This window comes from Pseudomonas antarctica, assembly GCF_001647715.1.
In the GTDB taxonomy this organism is placed as follows: Bacteria; Pseudomonadota; Gammaproteobacteria; order Pseudomonadales; family Pseudomonadaceae; genus Aquipseudomonas; species Aquipseudomonas antarctica_A.
Genome location: NZ_CP015601.1, coordinates 78,982 through 97,900, shown reverse-complemented (window position 1 = coordinate 97,900; position 18,919 = coordinate 78,982). Strand labels below are relative to the sequence as shown.

15 protein-coding genes and 8 pseudogenes are annotated in these 18,919 nt (G+C 52.3%); 13 read left to right on the top strand and 10 right to left on the bottom strand.

Annotated features, from left to right (window positions below; all coding sequences use genetic code 11):
- Nucleotides 1–6: 6 nt before the first annotated feature.
- The 3 genes and pseudogenes from A7J50_RS32060 to A7J50_RS29870 all read right to left on the bottom strand — a co-directional run.
- Nucleotides 7–297 (bottom strand): annotated as a pseudogene (locus tag A7J50_RS32060) (hypothetical protein); the annotation flags it as partial.
- 143 nt (nucleotides 298–440) lie between these two features.
- Complete coding sequence (gene gmtY, locus A7J50_RS29875) at nucleotides 441–1,796, bottom strand: gamma-mobile-trio recombinase GmtY (protein WP_237140930.1); 1,356 nt, start codon at nucleotides 1,794–1,796, stop codon at nucleotides 441–443.
- 289 nt (nucleotides 1,797–2,085) lie between these two features.
- The gene (locus A7J50_RS29870) at nucleotides 2,086–2,892 is read right to left on the bottom strand and encodes a YopT-type cysteine protease domain-containing protein (protein ID WP_064455113.1); all 807 of its coding nucleotides are present in this window, start codon (nucleotides 2,890–2,892) and stop codon (nucleotides 2,086–2,088) included.
- Between the two features lie 452 nt (nucleotides 2,893–3,344).
- Between A7J50_RS29870 and A7J50_RS29865 the strand changes: the two are divergent.
- Together A7J50_RS29865 and A7J50_RS29860 are read left to right on the top strand one after the other, a co-directional pair.
- Nucleotides 3,345–3,890 (top strand): annotated as a pseudogene (locus A7J50_RS29865) (aliphatic sulfonates ABC transporter substrate-binding protein); the annotation flags it as partial.
- Nucleotides 3,891–3,918: 28 nt separating this feature from the next.
- Nucleotides 3,919–4,785, top strand: a pseudogene (locus A7J50_RS29860) (NtaA/DmoA family FMN-dependent monooxygenase); the annotation flags it as partial.
- A 385-nt stretch (nucleotides 4,786–5,170) separates the two neighbouring features.
- Here A7J50_RS29860 and A7J50_RS31205 read toward each other — a convergent pair.
- Nucleotides 5,171–5,872: a glutathione S-transferase family protein gene (locus A7J50_RS31205; protein WP_167353747.1), complete on the bottom strand. Its 702-nt coding sequence runs from the start codon at nucleotides 5,870–5,872 to the stop codon at nucleotides 5,171–5,173.
- A 1,282-nt stretch (nucleotides 5,873–7,154) separates the two neighbouring features.
- Here A7J50_RS31205 and A7J50_RS29855 point away from each other — a divergent pair.
- Nucleotides 7,155–7,931 carry an alpha/beta fold hydrolase gene (locus A7J50_RS29855; RefSeq protein ID WP_082896007.1) on the top strand — a complete coding sequence of 259 codons (777 nt, stop codon included), beginning with the start codon at nucleotides 7,155–7,157 and terminating at the stop codon, nucleotides 7,929–7,931.
- Nucleotides 7,932–8,057: 126 nt separating this feature from the next.
- Entirely contained in the window at nucleotides 8,058–8,594 is a 537-nt protein-coding gene (locus A7J50_RS31200; RefSeq protein WP_082896006.1) for a cytochrome P460 family protein, read from the top strand.
- A 226-nt stretch (nucleotides 8,595–8,820) separates the two neighbouring features.
- Here A7J50_RS31200 and A7J50_RS29850 read toward each other — a convergent pair whose 3' ends face one another.
- The 3 genes from A7J50_RS29850 to A7J50_RS31505 all read right to left on the bottom strand — a co-directional run bounded on the left by A7J50_RS29850 (nucleotide 8,821) and on the right by A7J50_RS31505 (nucleotide 10,234).
- Nucleotides 8,821–9,027 (bottom strand): hypothetical protein, encoded by a 207-nt coding sequence (locus tag A7J50_RS29850; protein ID WP_064455112.1) that lies wholly within the window; start codon nucleotides 9,025–9,027, stop codon nucleotides 8,821–8,823.
- A gap of 216 nt (nucleotides 9,028–9,243) precedes the next feature.
- Nucleotides 9,244–9,405, bottom strand: a complete 162-nt coding sequence (locus A7J50_RS31735; RefSeq protein WP_167353746.1) for a hypothetical protein — start codon at nucleotides 9,403–9,405, stop codon at nucleotides 9,244–9,246.
- 373 nt (nucleotides 9,406–9,778) lie between these two features.
- Nucleotides 9,779–10,234, bottom strand: coding sequence for a hypothetical protein (locus A7J50_RS31505; RefSeq protein ID WP_156526332.1), 456 nt, complete (start codon nucleotides 10,232–10,234; stop codon nucleotides 9,779–9,781).
- A 77-nt stretch (nucleotides 10,235–10,311) separates the two neighbouring features.
- On the opposite strand from A7J50_RS31505, the pseudogene A7J50_RS29835 reads away from it, so the two are divergent.
- The 3 genes and pseudogenes from A7J50_RS29835 to A7J50_RS31195 form a co-directional block, all read left to right on the top strand.
- Nucleotides 10,312–11,271: pseudogene (locus A7J50_RS29835) on the top strand (tyrosine-type recombinase/integrase).
- 230 nt (nucleotides 11,272–11,501) lie between these two features.
- Nucleotides 11,502–11,654 carry a hypothetical protein gene (locus tag A7J50_RS31500; RefSeq protein ID WP_156526331.1) on the top strand — a complete coding sequence of 51 codons (153 nt, stop codon included), beginning with the start codon at nucleotides 11,502–11,504 and terminating at the stop codon, nucleotides 11,652–11,654.
- Nucleotides 11,655–11,810: 156 nt separating this feature from the next.
- Nucleotides 11,811–11,975, top strand: a pseudogene (locus tag A7J50_RS31195) (tyrosine-type recombinase/integrase); the annotation flags it as partial.
- A gap of 8 nt (nucleotides 11,976–11,983) precedes the next feature.
- On the opposite strand, the gene A7J50_RS29830 reads toward A7J50_RS31195, so the two are convergent.
- From A7J50_RS29830 to A7J50_RS31190, 3 genes are all read right to left on the bottom strand, one after another.
- Nucleotides 11,984–12,163, bottom strand: coding sequence for a hypothetical protein (locus A7J50_RS29830; RefSeq protein ID WP_064455110.1), 180 nt, complete (start codon nucleotides 12,161–12,163; stop codon nucleotides 11,984–11,986).
- 443 nt (nucleotides 12,164–12,606) lie between these two features.
- A complete protein-coding gene (locus tag A7J50_RS29825; protein ID WP_064455109.1) occupies nucleotides 12,607–12,867 on the bottom strand; it encodes a PapB/FocB family fimbrial expression transcriptional regulator in 261 nt (86 codons plus the stop codon).
- A 288-nt stretch (nucleotides 12,868–13,155) separates the two neighbouring features.
- A complete protein-coding gene (locus A7J50_RS31190; RefSeq protein WP_082896016.1) occupies nucleotides 13,156–13,956 on the bottom strand; it encodes a type III effector in 801 nt (266 codons plus the stop codon).
- A 213-nt stretch (nucleotides 13,957–14,169) separates the two neighbouring features.
- Here A7J50_RS31190 and A7J50_RS29820 point away from each other — a divergent pair, with 213 nt between their 5' ends.
- The 6 genes and pseudogenes from A7J50_RS29820 to A7J50_RS29805 all read left to right on the top strand — a co-directional run bounded on the left by A7J50_RS29820 (nucleotide 14,170) and on the right by A7J50_RS29805 (nucleotide 18,633).
- On the top strand, nucleotides 14,170–14,883 hold the full coding sequence (locus A7J50_RS29820) for a DsbA family protein (RefSeq protein WP_237140929.1): 714 nt from the start codon (nucleotides 14,170–14,172) through the stop codon (nucleotides 14,881–14,883).
- Between the two features lie 678 nt (nucleotides 14,884–15,561).
- Nucleotides 15,562–15,750 (top strand): hypothetical protein, encoded by a 189-nt coding sequence (locus A7J50_RS31730; protein ID WP_167353744.1) that lies wholly within the window; start codon nucleotides 15,562–15,564, stop codon nucleotides 15,748–15,750.
- Nucleotides 15,705–16,543 (top strand): annotated as a pseudogene (locus A7J50_RS31180) (Tn3 family transposase); the annotation flags it as partial. The gene A7J50_RS31730 and the pseudogene A7J50_RS31180, both read left to right, overlap by 46 nt.
- A pseudogene (locus A7J50_RS31175) lies at nucleotides 16,542–16,884 on the top strand (integrase core domain-containing protein); the annotation flags it as partial. The pseudogenes A7J50_RS31180 and A7J50_RS31175, both read left to right, overlap by 2 nt.
- A gap of 33 nt (nucleotides 16,885–16,917) precedes the next feature.
- Nucleotides 16,918–17,046: pseudogene (locus A7J50_RS32045) on the top strand (EstA family serine hydrolase); the annotation flags it as partial.
- A 135-nt stretch (nucleotides 17,047–17,181) separates the two neighbouring features.
- Entirely contained in the window at nucleotides 17,182–18,633 is a 1,452-nt protein-coding gene (locus A7J50_RS29805; RefSeq protein ID WP_064455105.1) for a hypothetical protein, read from the top strand.
- Nucleotides 18,634–18,919 lie beyond the last annotated feature (286 nt).

Genomic DNA, 18,919 nt, shown 5'->3' with positions numbered 1-18,919 from the left:
GGTCTCGGTGATTACCGTCTTTTCCTTCCCTTTGACAAACGGATTCTTGACCACGGCCATAGGGACGCCATGGTCATTTGGCTCGCTGTAGCTGTGAGTGATGATCCAGCCGAGCAGATCCACGATCCAATTCTGGTTTTTAACGGCAGTCGCGGCGCTCATGGATGCCTCCAGGATTGGCCTCAGCTCCGGCAGCAAACCTTTCTCTGCGATCTGGAAAAACACGTCTGGACTGGCCCCGCCCGGCACCGTGGGGAGGTAATGAGCCATGAACCAATTCATCGCGTTGATTTTCACGCCAATGGAGCCGGTCTGCGTGGCTATCCAGCCGGAAAAGAGCTGACGCCAGCGCTCCCAGGCTTCGCCTCGCTCTTGAACAATCCAGTTGAAGTTCGTGTCCGAAGAGCGACCGTCACGCGAGCCGCGTCGTGTTGTCTTAGTCAAAATTTCTTAACTCTGTACTTTGCTTGTGGCGATTCGAAAGCTGCCAGGATCTCTGGCAACGCTTCGTCCCAATCGTTGAATGGCGAAATGATCTTGCCGCTGTCGGTCAACTCATCGAGCCTCTTTTCAGCGGCTGTAAGCGCAGAAGAAACGTCCGCAACACCTGGTGCGGTATATCTCTTCTGCGAATCTAGGGAGCGGTGATGCATCGCTTTGCGGATGATCTGCGGGGGAACCCCAGCCTTGGTCATCCGCCGACCAAAAGCGTGTCGATGGCCATGGGTAGATCGGCCCTCGGGCTTTGAAACCGTTTCCCCAATTCGCGCCAGGGCCCGCTTGTAATTGCCGTTGAGCGCTTGAAGGGTGTAAGGCTGGCCTGCGGCGGAGTCTTCGTAGGAGACGAATGCGTATGGGTGGTGCCGCTCTACTGTGGTCAGGTAGCGGAGATGCACCTTCCACAGCATCATGAAGAGCACGCTGAAGCGTGGAGGAAACCAGTGCAGTTGGATGTAATTGTCGACGTGGTCAACCATCCTGGTTTTCCACCCAACACGTTTGGTGCCCTGGCGAAGATTTCGGGGCGTTAGCGCGTACTTCTCCCTTAAGTAAGCCGCCCGTGTTGTCGTGCCTTTGCGCCCCCTCCAGTTGTCTGGTGCCTTGCCTTCCTCTGGGTGATAGACACGAACCATGGCGCCACCCTCGATCAGTGGGTGATCTTCGACATCCACTACCCATAGGTGCTGTGCGTCGCTCTCTCGCAAACCCGCGCCATGCATCATGATCAATATCAATTGATCTCGTACTGCACACCTAGGATCAGAAGCTCCACCGAAGCCATCCATGTACATCGCTTGGAACAGCTTCTCAGGGAATGCCACGGCATCATCATCAGCGTTGCTGAGCGTGCGCCGGCCTCGAATATTCCTTGCCTGATCCACGTTCTCCGAGAGCGCCTTGCTTCTAATGTGCCCTAGGAAATCATTGCTGTTACGGCGATGCCAGGCAGCGAAGTTAAGTCTCTGATCATAGGTACTGGCGGTCATCAAGGGGTTCATGGCCGGAGCGTCGTACAGATCAGCCAGATAGTCTGTGAAGCCCTTGAGAACTGAAACGTGACGGTTGGATGAGTTGCGACTGGCTGGAACCCACCCTAGACCAGATGGATCTAGGCCATCATCTCCAACCGTTCCGGTATAGAGGCGTGAGGCAAAAGCCTGGAAGAGGGCGCGGGGATCAGAGAAGTGGTGCTGGTTGGCCTCCATGTACTCCAGCAGCAGCTTTGTGGCCTGGGTGACCGAACGCTGCCAGCTAGGACTCAGGTGGTGGTTATCCAGGAGGTAGTCAACCAGCACGAGGACACCACTCCATGCTCAGTTATCAAGACAGGGATCTCGCTCTGGATTCCCGTATCGTCAACCACCACCTTCGCTACTACCTGAACCACCGCCATCCAATGCACCCACCCAAAAAGGTGCGGATGGTACAGATAGTACACGTATAGGTGTCAACACTTTGATTTCTAGGGGGAGGTAGAGCTAGGTTTTACCTCTAATCTAATGCACTTAGTATAGTTTTAGGTGATACCAATAATAGTCATTTAGTTTAGTTATGTTTTTTTCATTTTTTTGAGGAGCGGGGCGGTTATCCCCGGTCTGCGGCCTGGATGTTTGCCCGCAGAGAGAAGACGTCCATCCCTGAATAATTCCAGCCCACGGTTTTGTAACGGGCGTTGAGGGCTGTAAGAAAATACTCGGCCTCTTCCGTATGCATTTTGAATTCGCCAGCTTCCGGGTCAAACACAGTGATTCTGGGCTCGTGCTCATGAGCGGGCAACGTCGTAGCTGCTAGGCAGTGGCCATCATTGAAACCGGTTAACGCAATAATGTAGTGCCCAGGCGTGGCAATCAGAGAGGCCAGATGCTCCTCGTCGAGCCCGCCGGACACTGTAGCCGCGTTTAACCCATGTTCATTGAACAGCGCCTGGGTGGCAGCACGCGAAACGGCCTCCGGCGATAAATTGCCTAGCGTGGCCAGTGCCTTGGCGTGTTCACCTACATAGTTTCGCTGAATGGCGAACGCCGTCTGCAACCCGTCGTTCGTCACGAGGCAGCCGTTTTTATTAATAGGGCTTTTATTCGGTCGCTGCATCACGCCTTCAAGCCATGTAAGGCTCAGCCCCACACAAGCGCCGTCGCCGATAGCGGCTGATAATTTCAAACTTTTTGCGACTTTCTCAAGATCGAATTCGTTGTGCGGAAATGAACGCAACGCTTGCTTGAGCCTAGGCACAGCAACCGCAGCACCCACACAATCGATATTTGAAATGTCCGGACGCTCTACTATCGCACTAGAGGTCTTGGCTTTATTATCCGGAGCTTTTGCAGAGCCTTCAGTATTACTTTTGAAAGCATTACTGGCCCAGGTTGCTATAGTGCCGAGTTTGTTCATGTGAGTGGCCATCTAGTAAAGGGATTATTTTTTGGGACCTTGATGTTATTGAGTGGGGAAATTTGAAGGGAGGTTCCCTTGACGTCGGCGAGCGCTTGCGCGCGATGAGTAAACCGATGCAGCACCAAGTGCCGGCATTCGTGTAAAGAGGCTAACCACGCCTTTAAATCAGGATCCATTGGTTCGCATAATGTATCTTATGTTAAACGAGGTGCTATGTAAGAAATGTTCATGAGGCTCTTAACGCACATTAGCCAGTCGCGAAATTATGAGCATCACTCAAAAATGCACATAACCTATTGATTTTGATGAATAAATTACCATTTTAGAATCTGCCTCTGCAAATTAATGAGACATTTAGTGCCGCCTAAGTTAGTGCCGCCTAAGTGGGTTTCTGATGAGTCACGAAAGGCATATCAGCCGTTACGGTCGGGTTTTTCATCCGATATCCGTACCTGGCAATCAGTGCCTTGGCGAGCGCGGGCTTGACGATCAAGTATGTGCAATTCATTTTTCTGCTGCCTGCCGAATACCGGCTGGTACTCAATAACGACATTGATGCCTGGGCGACATGGCCCCCCTACACCACGGTGGTCACCTCACAAAGCCACGTCCGGGTCCTGGTCAGCGGTAAGGAGTTACTGAGCAATTACCTGTACTTCGCCGCCACCAGCCAAGCCATCGCCAACAAACGCCCGCAACTGGATGACTTCGTGGCCCGGGTCGATCGCGCCTATGGCTGGGACAATACGCACCCGAAGGAATACGCCGCCGCCCAATCCAAAATCACCGGCCGGCCGTTGGCGGTGCACCTGGAGGTGGCGAAAGACACCCAACTGAACCCCGTGGTGATTGACGACAGCGTGATCAGGGGCCTGCAAGCGACTGCAGATGCCTATCAAAAAGAAGGCCTGCTGCCCAAGCGCATCGCTGTGTCCCAGGGTTTCGATACCAGCTTTAACGCCAAACGTTTTCCCACTTCCCAAGCATCACGCTAAGCAAGGAGCCGCAGATGAGCCACGTCGTATGAAACTGGGCGCTATGGTCCACGGTGTCGGTCAGGGCTGGGGCGAATGGCGCCATTCGCAGGCGCAACCGAATGCCAGTACGAACTTTGGCTTCTATAAACAACAAACCGAACTGGCTGAAGGTGCCAAGTTCGACTTCGTGTTTATCGCCGACAGCCCGCACATTTAAGCCAAATCCAGCCCGCACTACCTCAACCGCTTCGAGCCGCTGACCATTCTCTTGGTCCTCGCAACGTTGACCACCCGTATTGGCCTGGTCGCAACCGTGACCGTCAGCTACAACGAGACCTACCAGGTAGTGCGCCAGTTCCCCTCTGGACCATATCAGCGGCGGCCGCGCCGGCTGGAACGTGGTCACCTCCCGGCTAAGCGGCACCGCCGACAACTTCGGCAAAGCCGAGCACCCGCCCCACGCCGTGCATTACCGCATCGCCAAGGATCTCTTAAACGTGGTCAAGGGCTCGTGGTATTCTTGGGGAGACGACGCCTTTGCCTACAACAAGCTGAGCGGCCAGTTTTTCACCCCCGACAAGCTGCATGCGCTGAACCAAAAAGGCGAATTTTTTTCGGTCAAAGTCCCGCTGAACATCGCCCGCTCGCGTCAGGGCCAGGCGGTGATTTTTCACGCGGACACCTCTGAAGATGGGCGCAATTTTGACGCCGAGCATTCCGATGCAATTTTTGTGCATGTGGAGACTATCGAAGAAGGCAAGGCTTAATCGGCTGACTAAAATACCGCGCCAAGGGTTTTGGCCGTGATGCGGGCAGCCTGTCGATTTTGCCGGGCATCCGCCCGATTGTCGAGCGCGATGCCACCGAGGTGGAAAGTCGCTATCAGCAGGCCGTGGATCTGGTCACCGTCGATTCAATGTAGCAGTTTATGCTTTTCTAGACCGACTTGTGCTCCAGCGCCACCCAAATCAGCGGCCCGTTCATCTCCGCACAGGGTATTAGGGCCCCCGATCGTCAAGTGCTCACCGATGATGCCGGTTCGCCATTTTCAATGCGTCCCAGCCCTGAGAAGAGCCGTGGGTCTGGATAATAGCCTTGTACAGACCTACCGGTTTAACGGGCTCGGTGGAGCATTAAACCGGTACTCTGAGAGTGATTGCTTAGCTTTAACTTATAAATCACCTTGTCCTTATTTTTTATACTCCTCAAAGGTCGTATTAGATACTTAGAAAGTATACCTAACCAGCAGATAGTCTTATGTTTTCAATATAAAAATATTTGAATTTTGATTTCAAATATCAACCTAGAAATCTTTTAAGCGCAGGGCTGTCGTTAGGTACTTCAGGCTTGAATAGATGCGCATCAGAAAACGCGCTTTTGAATGCTCCGCGACTTGAGAGTCTTGAAATATAATTATCAAAAACATCACCTTCGCACAAACTGTACGACTTTGCCCATAATATGCAGTGTCCGAAAACACAGTCAGCTGCCGAAAAATCGCCGCAAATATAATTGTACTTTTTCAATCGTTCGATTATCTGCGGTTCAATTTGCTCTTTTATTTTACGAGCATAGAGTCCGGCAACCCTAGAATCTCTATCTGCCGCAGACAAAACATGAGTATGAATTCTTATCTGCCACAAAGCCATATCAAATGTAGAGCAAGCAAAAAAAATCATTTGCAAAAAATCTGCGCGCTTTTCATATTCTGAAATTGAAGGCGATAGCTGAGCAGCTGGGAAGCAGTCAGCGATAAAAATAGTAATTGCTCCACTCTCTCGAACAAAAAAAATATTTTTGCCATCATCTACTTTTAAAACTGGAACTGCATTGGAAGGATTTATTTCTGAGAAAGAATCCCCATATTGCTCCGCATCATAAAGATCAATTGTTACAACGTTAAACTTTATGCCAGTAATTTCATTCAAAATCCACTTTATCCTCGCGCTACGAACGCCAGGATAATGATACAGAGTAAATTTAGAATCGCTTATATTCATTTCATATCTCATTTTCTGCAATTGTGCTAGTGTGATTTGGTTTTGAAATATATTAATGATATCGAATTTTAATTACGGCCTAGCAGTGTATTTTTCTGTTTACACTTGAGTAACACTTAAGATTGATTATCGCACGCAGTTCATACTCTACGAGTGGTTTGTCATTTTTATGAAGGCTCTGTTCATAAAACTTTCATATGCCTTGAAATTTGCACAGTGAGGGATTTTCCATCTTTAGAACAGTTCAACCTCGGTGTTTATTCCACGAACAGACGCATTTAGGGAAACTCTGAAAAAGACTTACTGAAATTAGGCCAACTAGCCGCCTTTTACATTCAGGACCGAATCAGTGATGTAACCAACGGTAGCGTTTGCCAAAAACGTGATACCAGGAGCGACCACCCATGCGGTGCCATACGGTGGATGGCATTAACATCCATCAGACCTACCAGCAGAACAGCTTAGGAAGCGGCTGCCATTTAATAGCCGTCAAGCCAGCTTGAAGAACGCTTATGGAGATGTAATACGGACTCAAATCACAGACGGCGCTCTCGAATTCCGATCACGGCTGTGATGGGCGCATATTCTGCCGCTCTACCTTGCCAGCATGAGTTCCGAATTCGAAACAAACCAAAAAATTTGAACTCCATCTGGCAGATCTTAAGCCTTTGCACGAGTGTTAGTCGCGACGCGAGCAGCATTAATTTTACAGTGACGTTCCAAAGCAAATCTATCAATGCTCGGATAGTCTGTCTAATGCTTTGCGAAGCTTCGCTCACGTTATCTAACAGAGCTTCCAGACGAACCAAATGCTTGAAAATACATCGCGCATGTGTCGTAACCTCATGACCTTAACGACAGGTCAGAAATAGAAGCGGCTAAATCGGATTTACCAATGCTACAAGTGATGCAACGACTTAATTTATAACGGGTGATGTATCCGGCAGGTGTCGTAAAACCATTATTTTGTATCAAAGGATATCTCTCGCTCAAATGAATACATTCAGATACAAACCCACGCCCCTTTGAAATTGTTAGCACATCCGTGTATCACGTACAAAATTTTTTGTAATTGCGTCTGACTATTGCTAATGACGCATATCCACACAGGCACGACGTTCCGGCGGAGCTTGGGAAAGGCCTACATTTGTATCCGCTTGTATCAAGCATGGTTCCATACAATCTTTAATGCATTTCGTTGATGAGTTCGACACAAGCTAGATACAAATTGCGGTTCAAATCGCCCTGTCGCCCACTGCGTAACCATGCACAAGAGAATCAAATGAACACGATATTTAAAGGTCTAGCTCTTGCAGCAACATTGGCAAGCGCCACCGCGGTGCTCGCTGATCCAGTCAAGCCGACTGTTGTACTCGTACATGGCGCATTCGCCGATTCGAGCAGTTGGAACGGCGTAGTGAAAATTCTGGAAAAAGATGGCTATCCAGTAATCGCTGCCGCTAATCCTCTTCGCTCTCTTAAAGGGGACGCGCAGTCAGTGGCCGATGTTCTGGCTAGTATAAAAACACCTATAGTGCTCGTTGGGCACTCTTACGGTGGACCGGTAATCTCAGAAGCTGCCTATGGCAACCCCAACATCAAAGCGCTCGTATACGTAGCGGCTTTCGCACCTGAAGCAGGTGAATCAACCGCCGAGTTAGCTGGACGCTATCCCGGTGGCACACTAGGCCCAACTCTCGCTCCTCCAGTCGCTTTGGCTGATGGCGGAAAAGAGTTGTACATTCAGCAAGACAAATTCCACGATCAATTCGCAGCGGACGTTTCCAACGCCGACGCAAAACTGATGGCTGCAACTCAGCGACCTGTGACCACGGCGGCATTGAACGAGGCGTCAAGCGAGCCAGCATGGAAGACGATTCCATCCTGGTTTGTCTACGGTGACAAAGATAAAAACATTCCAGCTCAAGCGCAGTCATTCATGGCTGAACGAGCGCATTCCAAGAAAACCATCGTTGTGCGCGGCGGTTCGCACGTTGTGATGGTGTCGAACCCGAAAGTTGTCGCAGGTCTGATCGAGACTGCTGCAAAGGCCAGATGACGAGTAGCGTCGCCCTCGAAAGAGCGCGTCAACTCTATGATGAGCATTATCCGCAATGCCAGATGCTAGGCAGACAGTCGGCGGTGTAGCAAAACCCTTCAAACCATATATGTAGGAGTGTTAGCGGTGACCAGAAAATGGCTTGTTTTATCTGCTGCTTCAAGTTTCCTGTTAGCAGGCTTATCCATCGTTACCTACGCGGACTCAACCGCAGATCCACACGCAGAGCTTTCTCCGATTTTCGGGGTAGCACTACCGCCTGGTTACCGTGATTGGCAATTTGTGAGCATTGCACAGGAAAACGGAGATAAACCTGATATTCGAGTCATCCTGGGAAATGATATCGCCATGAAAGCCTATCGAAACGGGACGCTCCCGTTTCCAGACGGTGCCATTATCGCGCGGCTGGCTTATAAATATGAATCCTCAGTCCGAAATAATGCCGTCTTTGGTCGCGATCAGTCATTCATAGCTGGAGAGCCTACAAACGTCCAGATTGAAATTAAGGACTCCAAACGCTATGCCAACACTGGCGGTTGGGGATACGGCCAATTTGAAAATGGCAAAGCTAACAAAAGCGAGCCATTAACCAATAGCTGCTCCGCTTGCCACACGAAGCTGCCTCATGCTACCGATTTGATTTTTACAAACTATTCCAAATAAGTTTTAGTTTAATGGTAGCGTAAAATTTCAAGCCTCGGCATCGCGATACGACGAGGCTGATAACGAACTTATTTATTTTGATGAGATCCTTCAAGCATAGTAAGCATCAAGGCCTGAATCGGGAACTTATCCAAAATTTAAGTCACAGTCTAAAAGGTAGTACGGGGCACTGTAGCTGCCATGCGTTGACGTTCATTTGCTCAGCCGTCCGGACTAAAGTATTAACTTAAACCGCAGCATGGTGGCTAGCTGCGGTGATCTGATGCATGTTGTAAGCCATGGAGTGAGCGGTGGACGTTTGTGCCTCGGCGGCGGCCGCGATCCCGTTCACCTGTTCAGCTAACTCCTTGACCTGCTCAAGTATCTTTTCAAGTGCAGCCCCCGGGGCGGGGGATGGGTTTGGCCGCCGCCGGCGGTCGGTGTTGGCCGTCATCCACAAATCCACGGGCTGTGTTAGGGGATAGATCAAGGGATCCCCGTGCAGGCGGTGGGGTTCGTGGATGATCGGTGCTTCTGCAGGTGCCGGCGGCGCAGGTTGCCACCGGAAGGTGGCCGTGCCCTGCCCTGCTCTTTCCCGCGGCTGATCGCGAACCTGATGCACGTCGGTCGGCACGCCCGGGCCGGCGTCTTGGTCTCTAATGAGGCTACTTTAAGAGCGTTGGGGATGGATCGGTTCACGAACGGGTTGCAGGCCACGCATCCGCTCATCGAAAACAATGCGTTTGAGCATGTAGAGCGCGACCAACTCGCCGCCAACCTCCGTACTCCAAGCCTGCTGGATCGACCCATACAAACGATCTATTTCCAGCATTTAACGTCGATAACTCTCGACCTCAAGAATTAAGCGACGGACGTCCGAATCAGCGTGCTTAGTCCAAAAATCGCGTAGCTCTGACTGGGTGACTGACCGAAAAGGTGGAAGATCGCGAGCCATACAAAATGTCTGTACAAATGAACAGTATTTGCACGGATACCTAATCGAGCCAAGTATTGAAGAGCTTGCGACGACTAACATCGCCGCGAAATTGGTCAATCTCACACTTTTCCAAGCCTTGGTCATATTAAGAGCAAATCCACCTGGCCAGTCACTAAGGGACATATCCGACGGGAAAGCTCACAAGGCTCTTAAGTGGTGATAAAATACGTTATCACCACAAAAACACGAGGCAGGTCGGTTGGACAATTTAGAGCCAGATCACGACGAATTCTGTAAACAGGCTGAAAAAACCTGAACTCACTCGCCGTGCTCGTATATCTGGTGACAGAACACACTGTGTGCGCGGGACAAATTCGTCTTTCCTGGAACGGACACTCACGCCGGCATTTGGATCGATGGCCAGCGCGTGGGGTATGTCAGCTACGGGGTAAAGCCGCTCGACGATGGTCTGTACATCAACAAAATCGAGATTGATCCGGCGCACCAGAAAAAGAGCATTGGCCTGGGGGTGTTGTGGCACCTCTGGCTCACGCACTTGGTACCCATTATGCCCATCAGTCAATTCGGCGATTCGGGCAGATTCTGGAGCCTGGCCCGGCGCCGATTTGCCGCCGCCGGCGGATTGATCGGGCCGGAGTTGCGCCCGTCCGAACAGGACGACGCCAAACAGCACTAGCAGCACCTGGTGTCCGAGCTCGACCACTTGCGGGAAATCCGCGAACTGAAAGCCTCTCCCGAGTGGCCCGCTATCGAGGCGCGCATAAAAGCGAGCGAACCGTCATGAGCCAGAACCTGATTGCCGGCGGCGCCGCCGAACGTCGCCTGACCGCTGCTGAGTTCCAGCAGCTGGCCCACGTGCCAGCAGCGGCGGATTGGTTCGCCAATATCGATAACCCGCGCACCCGCCGCGCCTATCAAATTGACCTGGCCGACTTCTGTGGCTTCGTCGGGCTCATCGGCGCCGATTAGCTCCGCGCGGTCACTCGCTCGCACGTGCTGGCATGGCGCGCCAAGTTGGAACAGCGTGGACTGGCCGGGGCCACCATTCGACGCAAACTGGCGACGGTGGCTAGCCTGTTTGGCCACCTCCTGGAGAACAACGCGGTCGCCGGCGGCAATCCCGTGCACGGTGTGAAACGGCCCCGTGTCGAAACCAACGAAGGTAAGACGCCTGCACTCGGGGACGGCCAAGCCAAACTGTTGCTTGAGGCGCCGGACGCCGAAACAGTAAAGGGGATGAGGGATCGCGCAATATTGGCAGTGCTGCTGTACCACGGCCTGCGCAGGGAAGAGGCCGCGCAGTTGATGACCGGCGACTTGCAGGAGCGCCGTGGCATCAAACACCTGCAGGTTAGAGGGAAGGGCGGTAAGACACGCTATTTGCCACTGCACCCGGTGGCTGCTGAGCGAATCCATGCATACCTGGAGCGAGACAATAAACGCGAACCCGGAAATGGTCCGCTGTTCCGCTCGATCCGTGGCAAGACCACCGGCGCCGGCGTGACGGGTAACGGCATTTACGAAGTGGTGGCTCAGTGGGCACGGGCCGTGGGGATCGAGGTCGACGGGTTGGGCGTGCATGGACTGCGGGCGACGGCCGCGACCAACGCCCTAGAGCATGACGCCGATATCGCCAAGGTCCAGGTGTGGCTGGGGCATGCCAATATCAGTACCACACGCCTGTACGACCGGCGCTTACAGCGACCGGAGGATTCACCAACCTACAGAGTGAAGTATTAACACCGAGCGCAAATGTACCGCACGTCACATATTTGACCTCGCCAGCTATTTCGCCATTGGCTGTTCAAAAAGGATTTGATACCTATATTAAGGAGTCAACGATGGATAAAACCTACGATATGAGCCTTATCAACCAACGCGGTTGGGCCGTTTCTCCTATGTGACGGTTTAGCCGCACTACTCGATTCCTGTTTTTAGAGGAGGCGTAATTTGATCTTGGAGTAAACGACATGACGGCACCTTTTAATTTCTATGCCCCCAACCAAATGCCAGACGGCACCTGGATCTTTGGAGCAGCAGCAGCCAACAAGCGTGTGGCAGATGCAGGCGGCCACAACGCTCTGGCCATCAATCTTGTGCAGATGGCTTTCAACAGGCGGTAGGTCTCCACAAGGCCAAACGCTGACTAAGGCGGAAAAAAAACGGCCCCCGCACTTTGGCCAAGTGCGGGGCTTTTTTTGATGTATAGTTGCTACAGCTCGACGGTAAACTCGGGGTTTGGAGTGCATGTCGACTACCTGGACAACATTGAGGTCGGTGACGGGTTGGGCGTAGACGGTCTGCGGGCCACAGCCGCGACCAATGCACTTGAGCATGACGCAGATATCGCCAAGGTCCGAGTCTGGTTGGGCCACGCGAATATCAACACTACCCGACTCTATGATCGGCGCCCCAGTTTAGGCCGAGGCTTGGTGTGCAGTTGATCCATTTCCTATGCGTTGAGAGCTGAGCTGACCAGCTCGCGAGCGTGCGCGGCATCAGAGGCGTATCCCTCGATGACCAACCACTCGCAGGTGTGGGCCACCTCTGAACTTTTCACTGCTGCCTTTAACGTGCCGATCAGCCGTTTGTTGAGTCCGCCCGGCTGAACGGTTTTGGTCTTAGCTGCCATGGTTGGCTTCCTGTGCTTCTGCGTCAGCGCGGCGCTGAGCTTCGATATCCTGATATTCAGCGGTATCGATTCCCCCGCAGCGCTCGATCAAAGCCATTTCTTTGCAACTAGTGCGCAGCTCCTCAATGGGTATTGTCGGGTCGTCATCCACAGGGGTTGTAACCCACCGTGTCCTCGTACCACGCCGCAAGCTATGCCTGGTCCATGCTGTCGAAATCAATGTTCAGCACAGCACGAGCTAAAACGTTCGCGTTTGGCAGCGCATCATTGTCCCACGGGTTTTTGTCCAACCAGCTTTCAGCTGCCAAAGCTTTCAGTGCAGCGAGCTGCGTTTAATTAAACAAAAGCCCTGAATTGCCGGTTAAGAATGATCATTCTTGTTTCCCTCAATAAATCGTATTAATGAGTAAATATCACCTTACTCGGAAATAATGCAGAAGAATTTATTTCCCGCTCGGGTAATATTTTGATGCATCTTTTAGGCGGTCATTTATAGCCTGTAATGCTGCGGCCTTCCGAGACAGAAGGTCTTGATTGACACCCGTCTGCTGGATTGCATCGCGCTGAGACAGGCCGTCGACGAAATGTGCACGCAGCGCTGCCTTAAGCACCTCCCCTCTAATTCCGGTAAACGAAAGTAGCACGTCGAAGTGCTGAGACGTGGCCATGCCAGGGATCAACCCTGGCTCTTTGACCTGCGACATCGAAACTCCAAACACAAATGGACTGGATAATTTATCCGTAATCGACAATATTTATCTCAGCAATTGCGGAAAAATTGAGACCTATAACGCCACCTCAAAAGCTCGGCGGATGACGCTCTGGTCAACACCGGTGATAGGGATAACGCCGTGATAGCGCTATGGGCGTGCCAGGCGCATGGCAGGGCTTGGTTAGTTGATTGAGAACGTTATCCGCTTCCTAGGCGGATCTAGCTTTTTTTGCAGCGAGCCAAGGTTATTCTCCCTGCCACGCTAAACAGTTCAGATCACTTACTCCCAAGGTGATGGTAACAGCGAGCGGTGGCTCGGATTTGAACTGGCAGAAGTTGGCGACGTATCTGGAAAGGCCGTCAATTGGAAGAAGGGCTCTGCTTCAAGCGCATTACTCTGGTTGGAGGATCCCGCCCTTCCACTGCTGTTTTCATTACGATAAGACGCATATTGCCAGTGCGGGGGGGCTATATCAGACGAAGGTCGGTTATTGCTTTGCGCAACTCCGGCACTGCGCAATTCATGCTCAATGCTCAAGAGCATTCCGCGCATTTTGCCCATATATTCCGGGCTGTAAGTGTTATCGGCGTTATCGGGTTTGGCATAGATAGTAAATTGAGCCCCTAAGCAGACGCGCTGCTGTTCGGGAGACATGTTAGGGTGCAAGCGACTCATGTCTGTGACTTTCCACTTGTCGACAGGGCTGTCGTCAGCTTGCAGTATCTTGCCGATGGTATTAAAGGCGGCTGCTACATGATCAGGTGCAACGCTTAGATGAATCTTGTCGCCAGCAAAATCCCCTTGGCTTTTGGAGTTGACGCGATCCATGTGTATGAACGCATCAACGCCAGTTGCTGCGGATTGATTGAATGCGGTCCATCCACTGTGACGTTGTCCCCGGGCACTCATTGCTACTTCGTATGTAGGAACTCCATGGTTTAGCGCGAAATGCTTCTGGGTCTTGGCGGCCACCTCACATTTACTCATACGAAGCAGTTCGTCACCAGCGTTTTTCTTGAGGGGCGGTGGAGGCGCATATGTGTTAAGTGTCAGGCCGAGCTTGGGTCTAATTCCAGGCATTATTTTCATCACCATTGCGTGAGTAAAACGGGAAAATGAGTTTATTGTGACGGTTGGGCGTAGAAGCTTACGTTTTCGCGTCTACGGATTCATCCTCTTCCTCCTAGAAACGCAACGCCTTTTGTTTTTTATGAGTGGGTAATCAATGATGTGAGGTTCCAAATATAATTTGGATTTCAATTAGACCACTACAAAAATGCCCTTATTGAGCATTTGCCAGAGGCTGTCGACAAAACCCTCAAGGATCGCGAGGCTGAGAAGATCAAAGCGGCGAAAGCCAAGATCCTCTCGAACTGGAGCGGCGCAGCTGACACCAGTATCGAAGGCCGACACATCTACGGCAGCATGGATGCACAATTTACCCTGGTCGAATTCAGCGACCTCGAGTGTCCATATTGCAAGCGCTTCCATGACACGCCTAAGCAAATGGCAGATAAGTCCGATGGACGAATTAACTGGGAATGGCAGAACTATCCCTTGGCATTCCACAACCCGGTGGCCGAGGTGGCTGCGCATGCGGCTGAGTGCGTGGGCGAAATTGCCGGCAACAAAGCCTTCTGGGCATTTACTGGCGAATGGTTTGCTCGCACTCAACTGAACGGTCAAGGCGTCGAGGACGTAGAGCGGCTTGTTCAGGAGGTGGGCGCGCCACTTGAAGATTATCGTCAATGCATGGACAGCGGGAAATATAAGGCCTTGATCGAAAGCCAGGCGAAGAAAGGCACGAATATGGGTGTGACCGGCACGCCAGCAACTGTCGTGGTCGACAACCTTACAGGCAACAAACTGCTTGTGAAGGGCGCTCAAAGCACACAGGTACTGCTCCAAACCATGCAACAGCTGGTAAAAATGCGCGACGAAGCACCCAACCAGGAGAAGTCGGATACCCCTGCTGAAGGCGCGGCCATTGAGGGGAGTGCTGAGTAGCGTGGATGAATGCACTCAGGGATTGTGGTCACAGTAGTGAAAAGCCGCTCGTTTATGTCCCTGGCCCTGACTTCGTAAATTGCAGACTACAACCCCGCTCCGGCGGGGGTTTTTATGTTTGGGATTTTTGCGAGCAGTGGTGAACTGAGCATCCAGAAAAAGGTTTAAGCCTGAGGACGTAATAATGCTGCACATTGAACGCAAGGTTGGGGAATCGATTCGCTTCGGCAACGACATACTGTAGTGGTAAACAACCTTCAAATACACCATCTCAATTGCCATAGGCGGCATTACGCCGAAAAAGAAGTTGTATGACCGGGTGTCGAAAAATGCCTTTGAAAAGCTCGAGCTGAATGCAGGGAAACTTGCACGCTCAGTTCTTCGGGGGCTGGGCGCGGGTGACCGCGTCTGGCTACCCAACAATCATATGCTAAGCCGGTCTGGCTTATGTACACTTCCTGTTCCATTGCGCCCAAAACCCTAATACTCACTCACGCCGTTCGGACACTCTTTGGTCATAGCGCTTGGCGCACTGTGTGCCTGGGGAACGGAGCATATGCAAACCGTCGAACGTATCAGTGAGCGTCGAACGAACATCATCTCTAAATGGAACCTCCATTCAAATTTCCCCACTCTCCAATGTCCCTAAAAATACCCCATTCCTAAATGGCGACTCACATGAACAAACTTGGCAATATAGCAACCTGGGCCGGTAATGTTTTCAAAAGTAATCCCGAGGATTCTGCGCAGGCCCAGGCTAAAAAAACCAAGGCCTCAAGTCAGACCGTCGAGCGTCCGGACATTTCAAATATCGATTGGAAGGCATTGACAAACGGTTTTACGAAATCTGCGCCTTGTCCGAGCTGAAAAACGCGCTGCGCTCCGGTGATATCTGGGTCAAGGGTTCTCCGCAGTTCCGAGAACTTGAAGATTACCTACTGCCACCCGCGAAGTTTGCCGCACTCAAGAAGGAACAGGCGCTGCCATTGGCGATCAACCCCAACAGCGACCAGTACCTGGAAGAGCGCCTGCAGCTGCTCAATGAGCAGTTAGCCACCGTCGCCAAATTGGCGAAGGACAACGAACTGCCCGACGCGATCCTTACTGAGTCCGGACTGAAAATCACGCCGTTGGATGCGGCGGTACCGGACACCGCTCAAGCGCTGATCGACAGGATCAGTCAGCTACTACCACGTATCAAATCACCGAGTTGCTGATGGCCGTGGATGAATGGACGGGGTTCACCCGTTACTTCACCCACTTGAAGGATGGTGCCTTGGCCAAGGATAAAACCCTGCTGCTATCCGCGCTACTCGGCGACGCCATCAACATTGGCCTGACCAAAATGGCCGATTCGAGTCCGGGCATGACCTACACCAAGTTATCGTGGCTACAAGCCTGGCACACCAGCGACGAAACGTACTCGGCGGCATTGGCCGAATTGGTCAACAGCCAGTTCAACCAAACCTTCGCGGCCAACTGGGGAGACGGCACCACCTCATCGTCCGATGGTCAGCGCTTCCGCGCAGGCGGTCGAGGCGAAAGCACCGGGCACGTCAACCCGAAGTACGGCAACGAACCGGGGCGGCTGTTCTATACCCACATCTCCAATCAGTACGCACCGTTCAGCACCCGAGTGGTGAATGTCGGTGTTCGGGATAAGCAACGACAACGCCTACTCGGAATCGCTGTTTAGAACGCTGAAATACTGCCCTCAATGGCCCCCAGGCAGGCTTCGCCAGCCTGGACGCCGCACGGGCGTGGGATTTTACGCGCTGGTACAACAACGAATATCCGCACAGCCAAATCCGCTTCGTCACACCCTCTGAGCGACACCGCAAACCGGATCATCAGATCCTGGCGCGGCGGCACGAGCTGTACGAGCAAGCGCGAAAGCCGAGCCCGGAACGCTGGTCAGGACAAACGCGAAACTGGAAGCCAGTAGGAACGGTACTGTTGAATCCGGATCGAGAGCAGCACGTTGAGAAAAGAGCGGCATAGTTAGACGCGACAACCACCTTGAAAAAAACACTAGGTCCGATAAGCTTCGCCGACCCCGAAAGGCGAGTGAGCTTTGGGTTTGTCACCACGACTTCGGGCAGCCACACGATGATTGATCCTAGGCCTGAAAGGCTGTCACCACTGGTGTATGCAGCGCTTTAGGGATTTAACCATCAAGCAGGGTCGGTGCTACAAGGAACGCACCGTCCCCCAAATGTTTGCCGTCCCACTCAGGAACCTCAGCGCCGATCGCTCCACTCACTAGCTGTCATCCACTTCGCGCTGAAATCACTCGCTATGTATCCCACCTCGAACTATCCAGCTCGCTATAACCAGGTTCTTGCACAGCCGCCAGCGATCACCGGCGCCCAACAACCTGCCACTGCTCCCGTGGTCAGTTTCCCGCAGTGGCTTTACCAGCAGTCAATCAGCAAGCGATCACTGGATACCCTGGCACAAAAAGGCCAATCGGGTACCGCTGATGAGCAGGCGTTGGCACAGCTCTTCCAGAATAATTTAGGCAAAGGCCCCATCAGCCTGAAAACGCCGCCCACGTTGAATAGCCCGCACGCCGTTTACGAAGCGAATGTCATGGTGAATGGTGCCAAAGTGACTATTCGTGGCAGTTTCAGCGTGGATGCAAACTACGGGTTCGAATTGCACGCACTGGGCACTCATGATGGCCCGAGCGGGAAGTATGTGGGTATTAAACTTCCCACCGTGCAGCCTTTGCCGTCGCCCAACGCAATGGGGTCTTCCAGCCAAAGGCCGCAAGGGGCCAGGACCGGGCTCAATCAAGCATTGATCAATCAGAACCGTTGCCCGGCAGAACTTGATCATCGACAGAATGACGTGGGCGCGACTCAGCGCGAGTCAAGTTGGGCTGTCAAAACGCTGGAAAATATAAGTCCGGCGCAAACAAAGTTGTTTCTGACGCATATCTACAATTTGATCGCGACCACCCATAATTACAAGCAGGTGTACGACACTCACTTACGTCAGACACCTGGCATGACTACGGCGACGCATGCCGCGCAGATGGCGAGATTTAGTCATGCAGACGCAGTAAAAAAGGATATTAATGAAGGGGTTAAACGACGAGAGCCCGCAACTCAGCTGATAAAGCGCCTGCTGGATACGCTGGACTTCAAACAGATGATCGACCTTACAGGAGCGCTGTTGGAACTTACCAATCCAGGACTGCACCATGCCATGCGTGAACAGCCTTTCTTTACCGATCGCGGGCGCACAATGCGGCGCCAAGACCAGGTTCGAGACAGCAGCCTGTTTAACCGCCATGCCGGTATTGCAGACGAATTGCATCGTCGTTCGTCAACGGAGAATTTCTTCAAGCAAGGAATCGTTCATGCCAAAGCTGACTTTATGAGAGCCCCCGAATCCTCGACGGCCAGGCAGTTCAGCAAAAATGGCGTTCCTTTCATCGGCGGCGCTTCAGGCAGCATGCAATTTATTCTTCAGGCGCTGGAAATGCAGAAATCCCAAGCCCAGCGCACCCCAGTTGAACGGGCACAGGTTGAGACACTCTTACTCACCCACACGGCAGTAATGGTTGCTGGCGGGCACCACAGTATCGTGGAAGCGCTGTTGCCAGGCCGCAAATTTGGCTACTTCAGCGATCTGCCCGACCCCTTGAAGGGGAAAAATGGTTACCGAGACTTTATGCAGGCAATCGACGCGCGCCTGGCAGCGCTAAACATGAACGGCGGAGTACGGTTGAGCGCGAATTGAACAGAGCGGGCAACCGTTAAGCTGTGGTGAGGGCGCTTAGTTACTTGCCACACCTAATCAATGAGGGGACTGATTTATTTTCAGGATAATAATTAGGGCGGATGCTGGAGCTGAGTGCAACACGGATATTGAATTGAAGTTGGGGCATCATGCTGCATAGCCTTGGCCTCTTGCATCATTTGGCCCATCATTTCGATGGGGCATTTGAAATCGAAACGCTGCAGGTTTACCGGGCCAAGTGGGAGCGAAGCTACAAAAATACGACATATGACGCGCTGAGCTAATT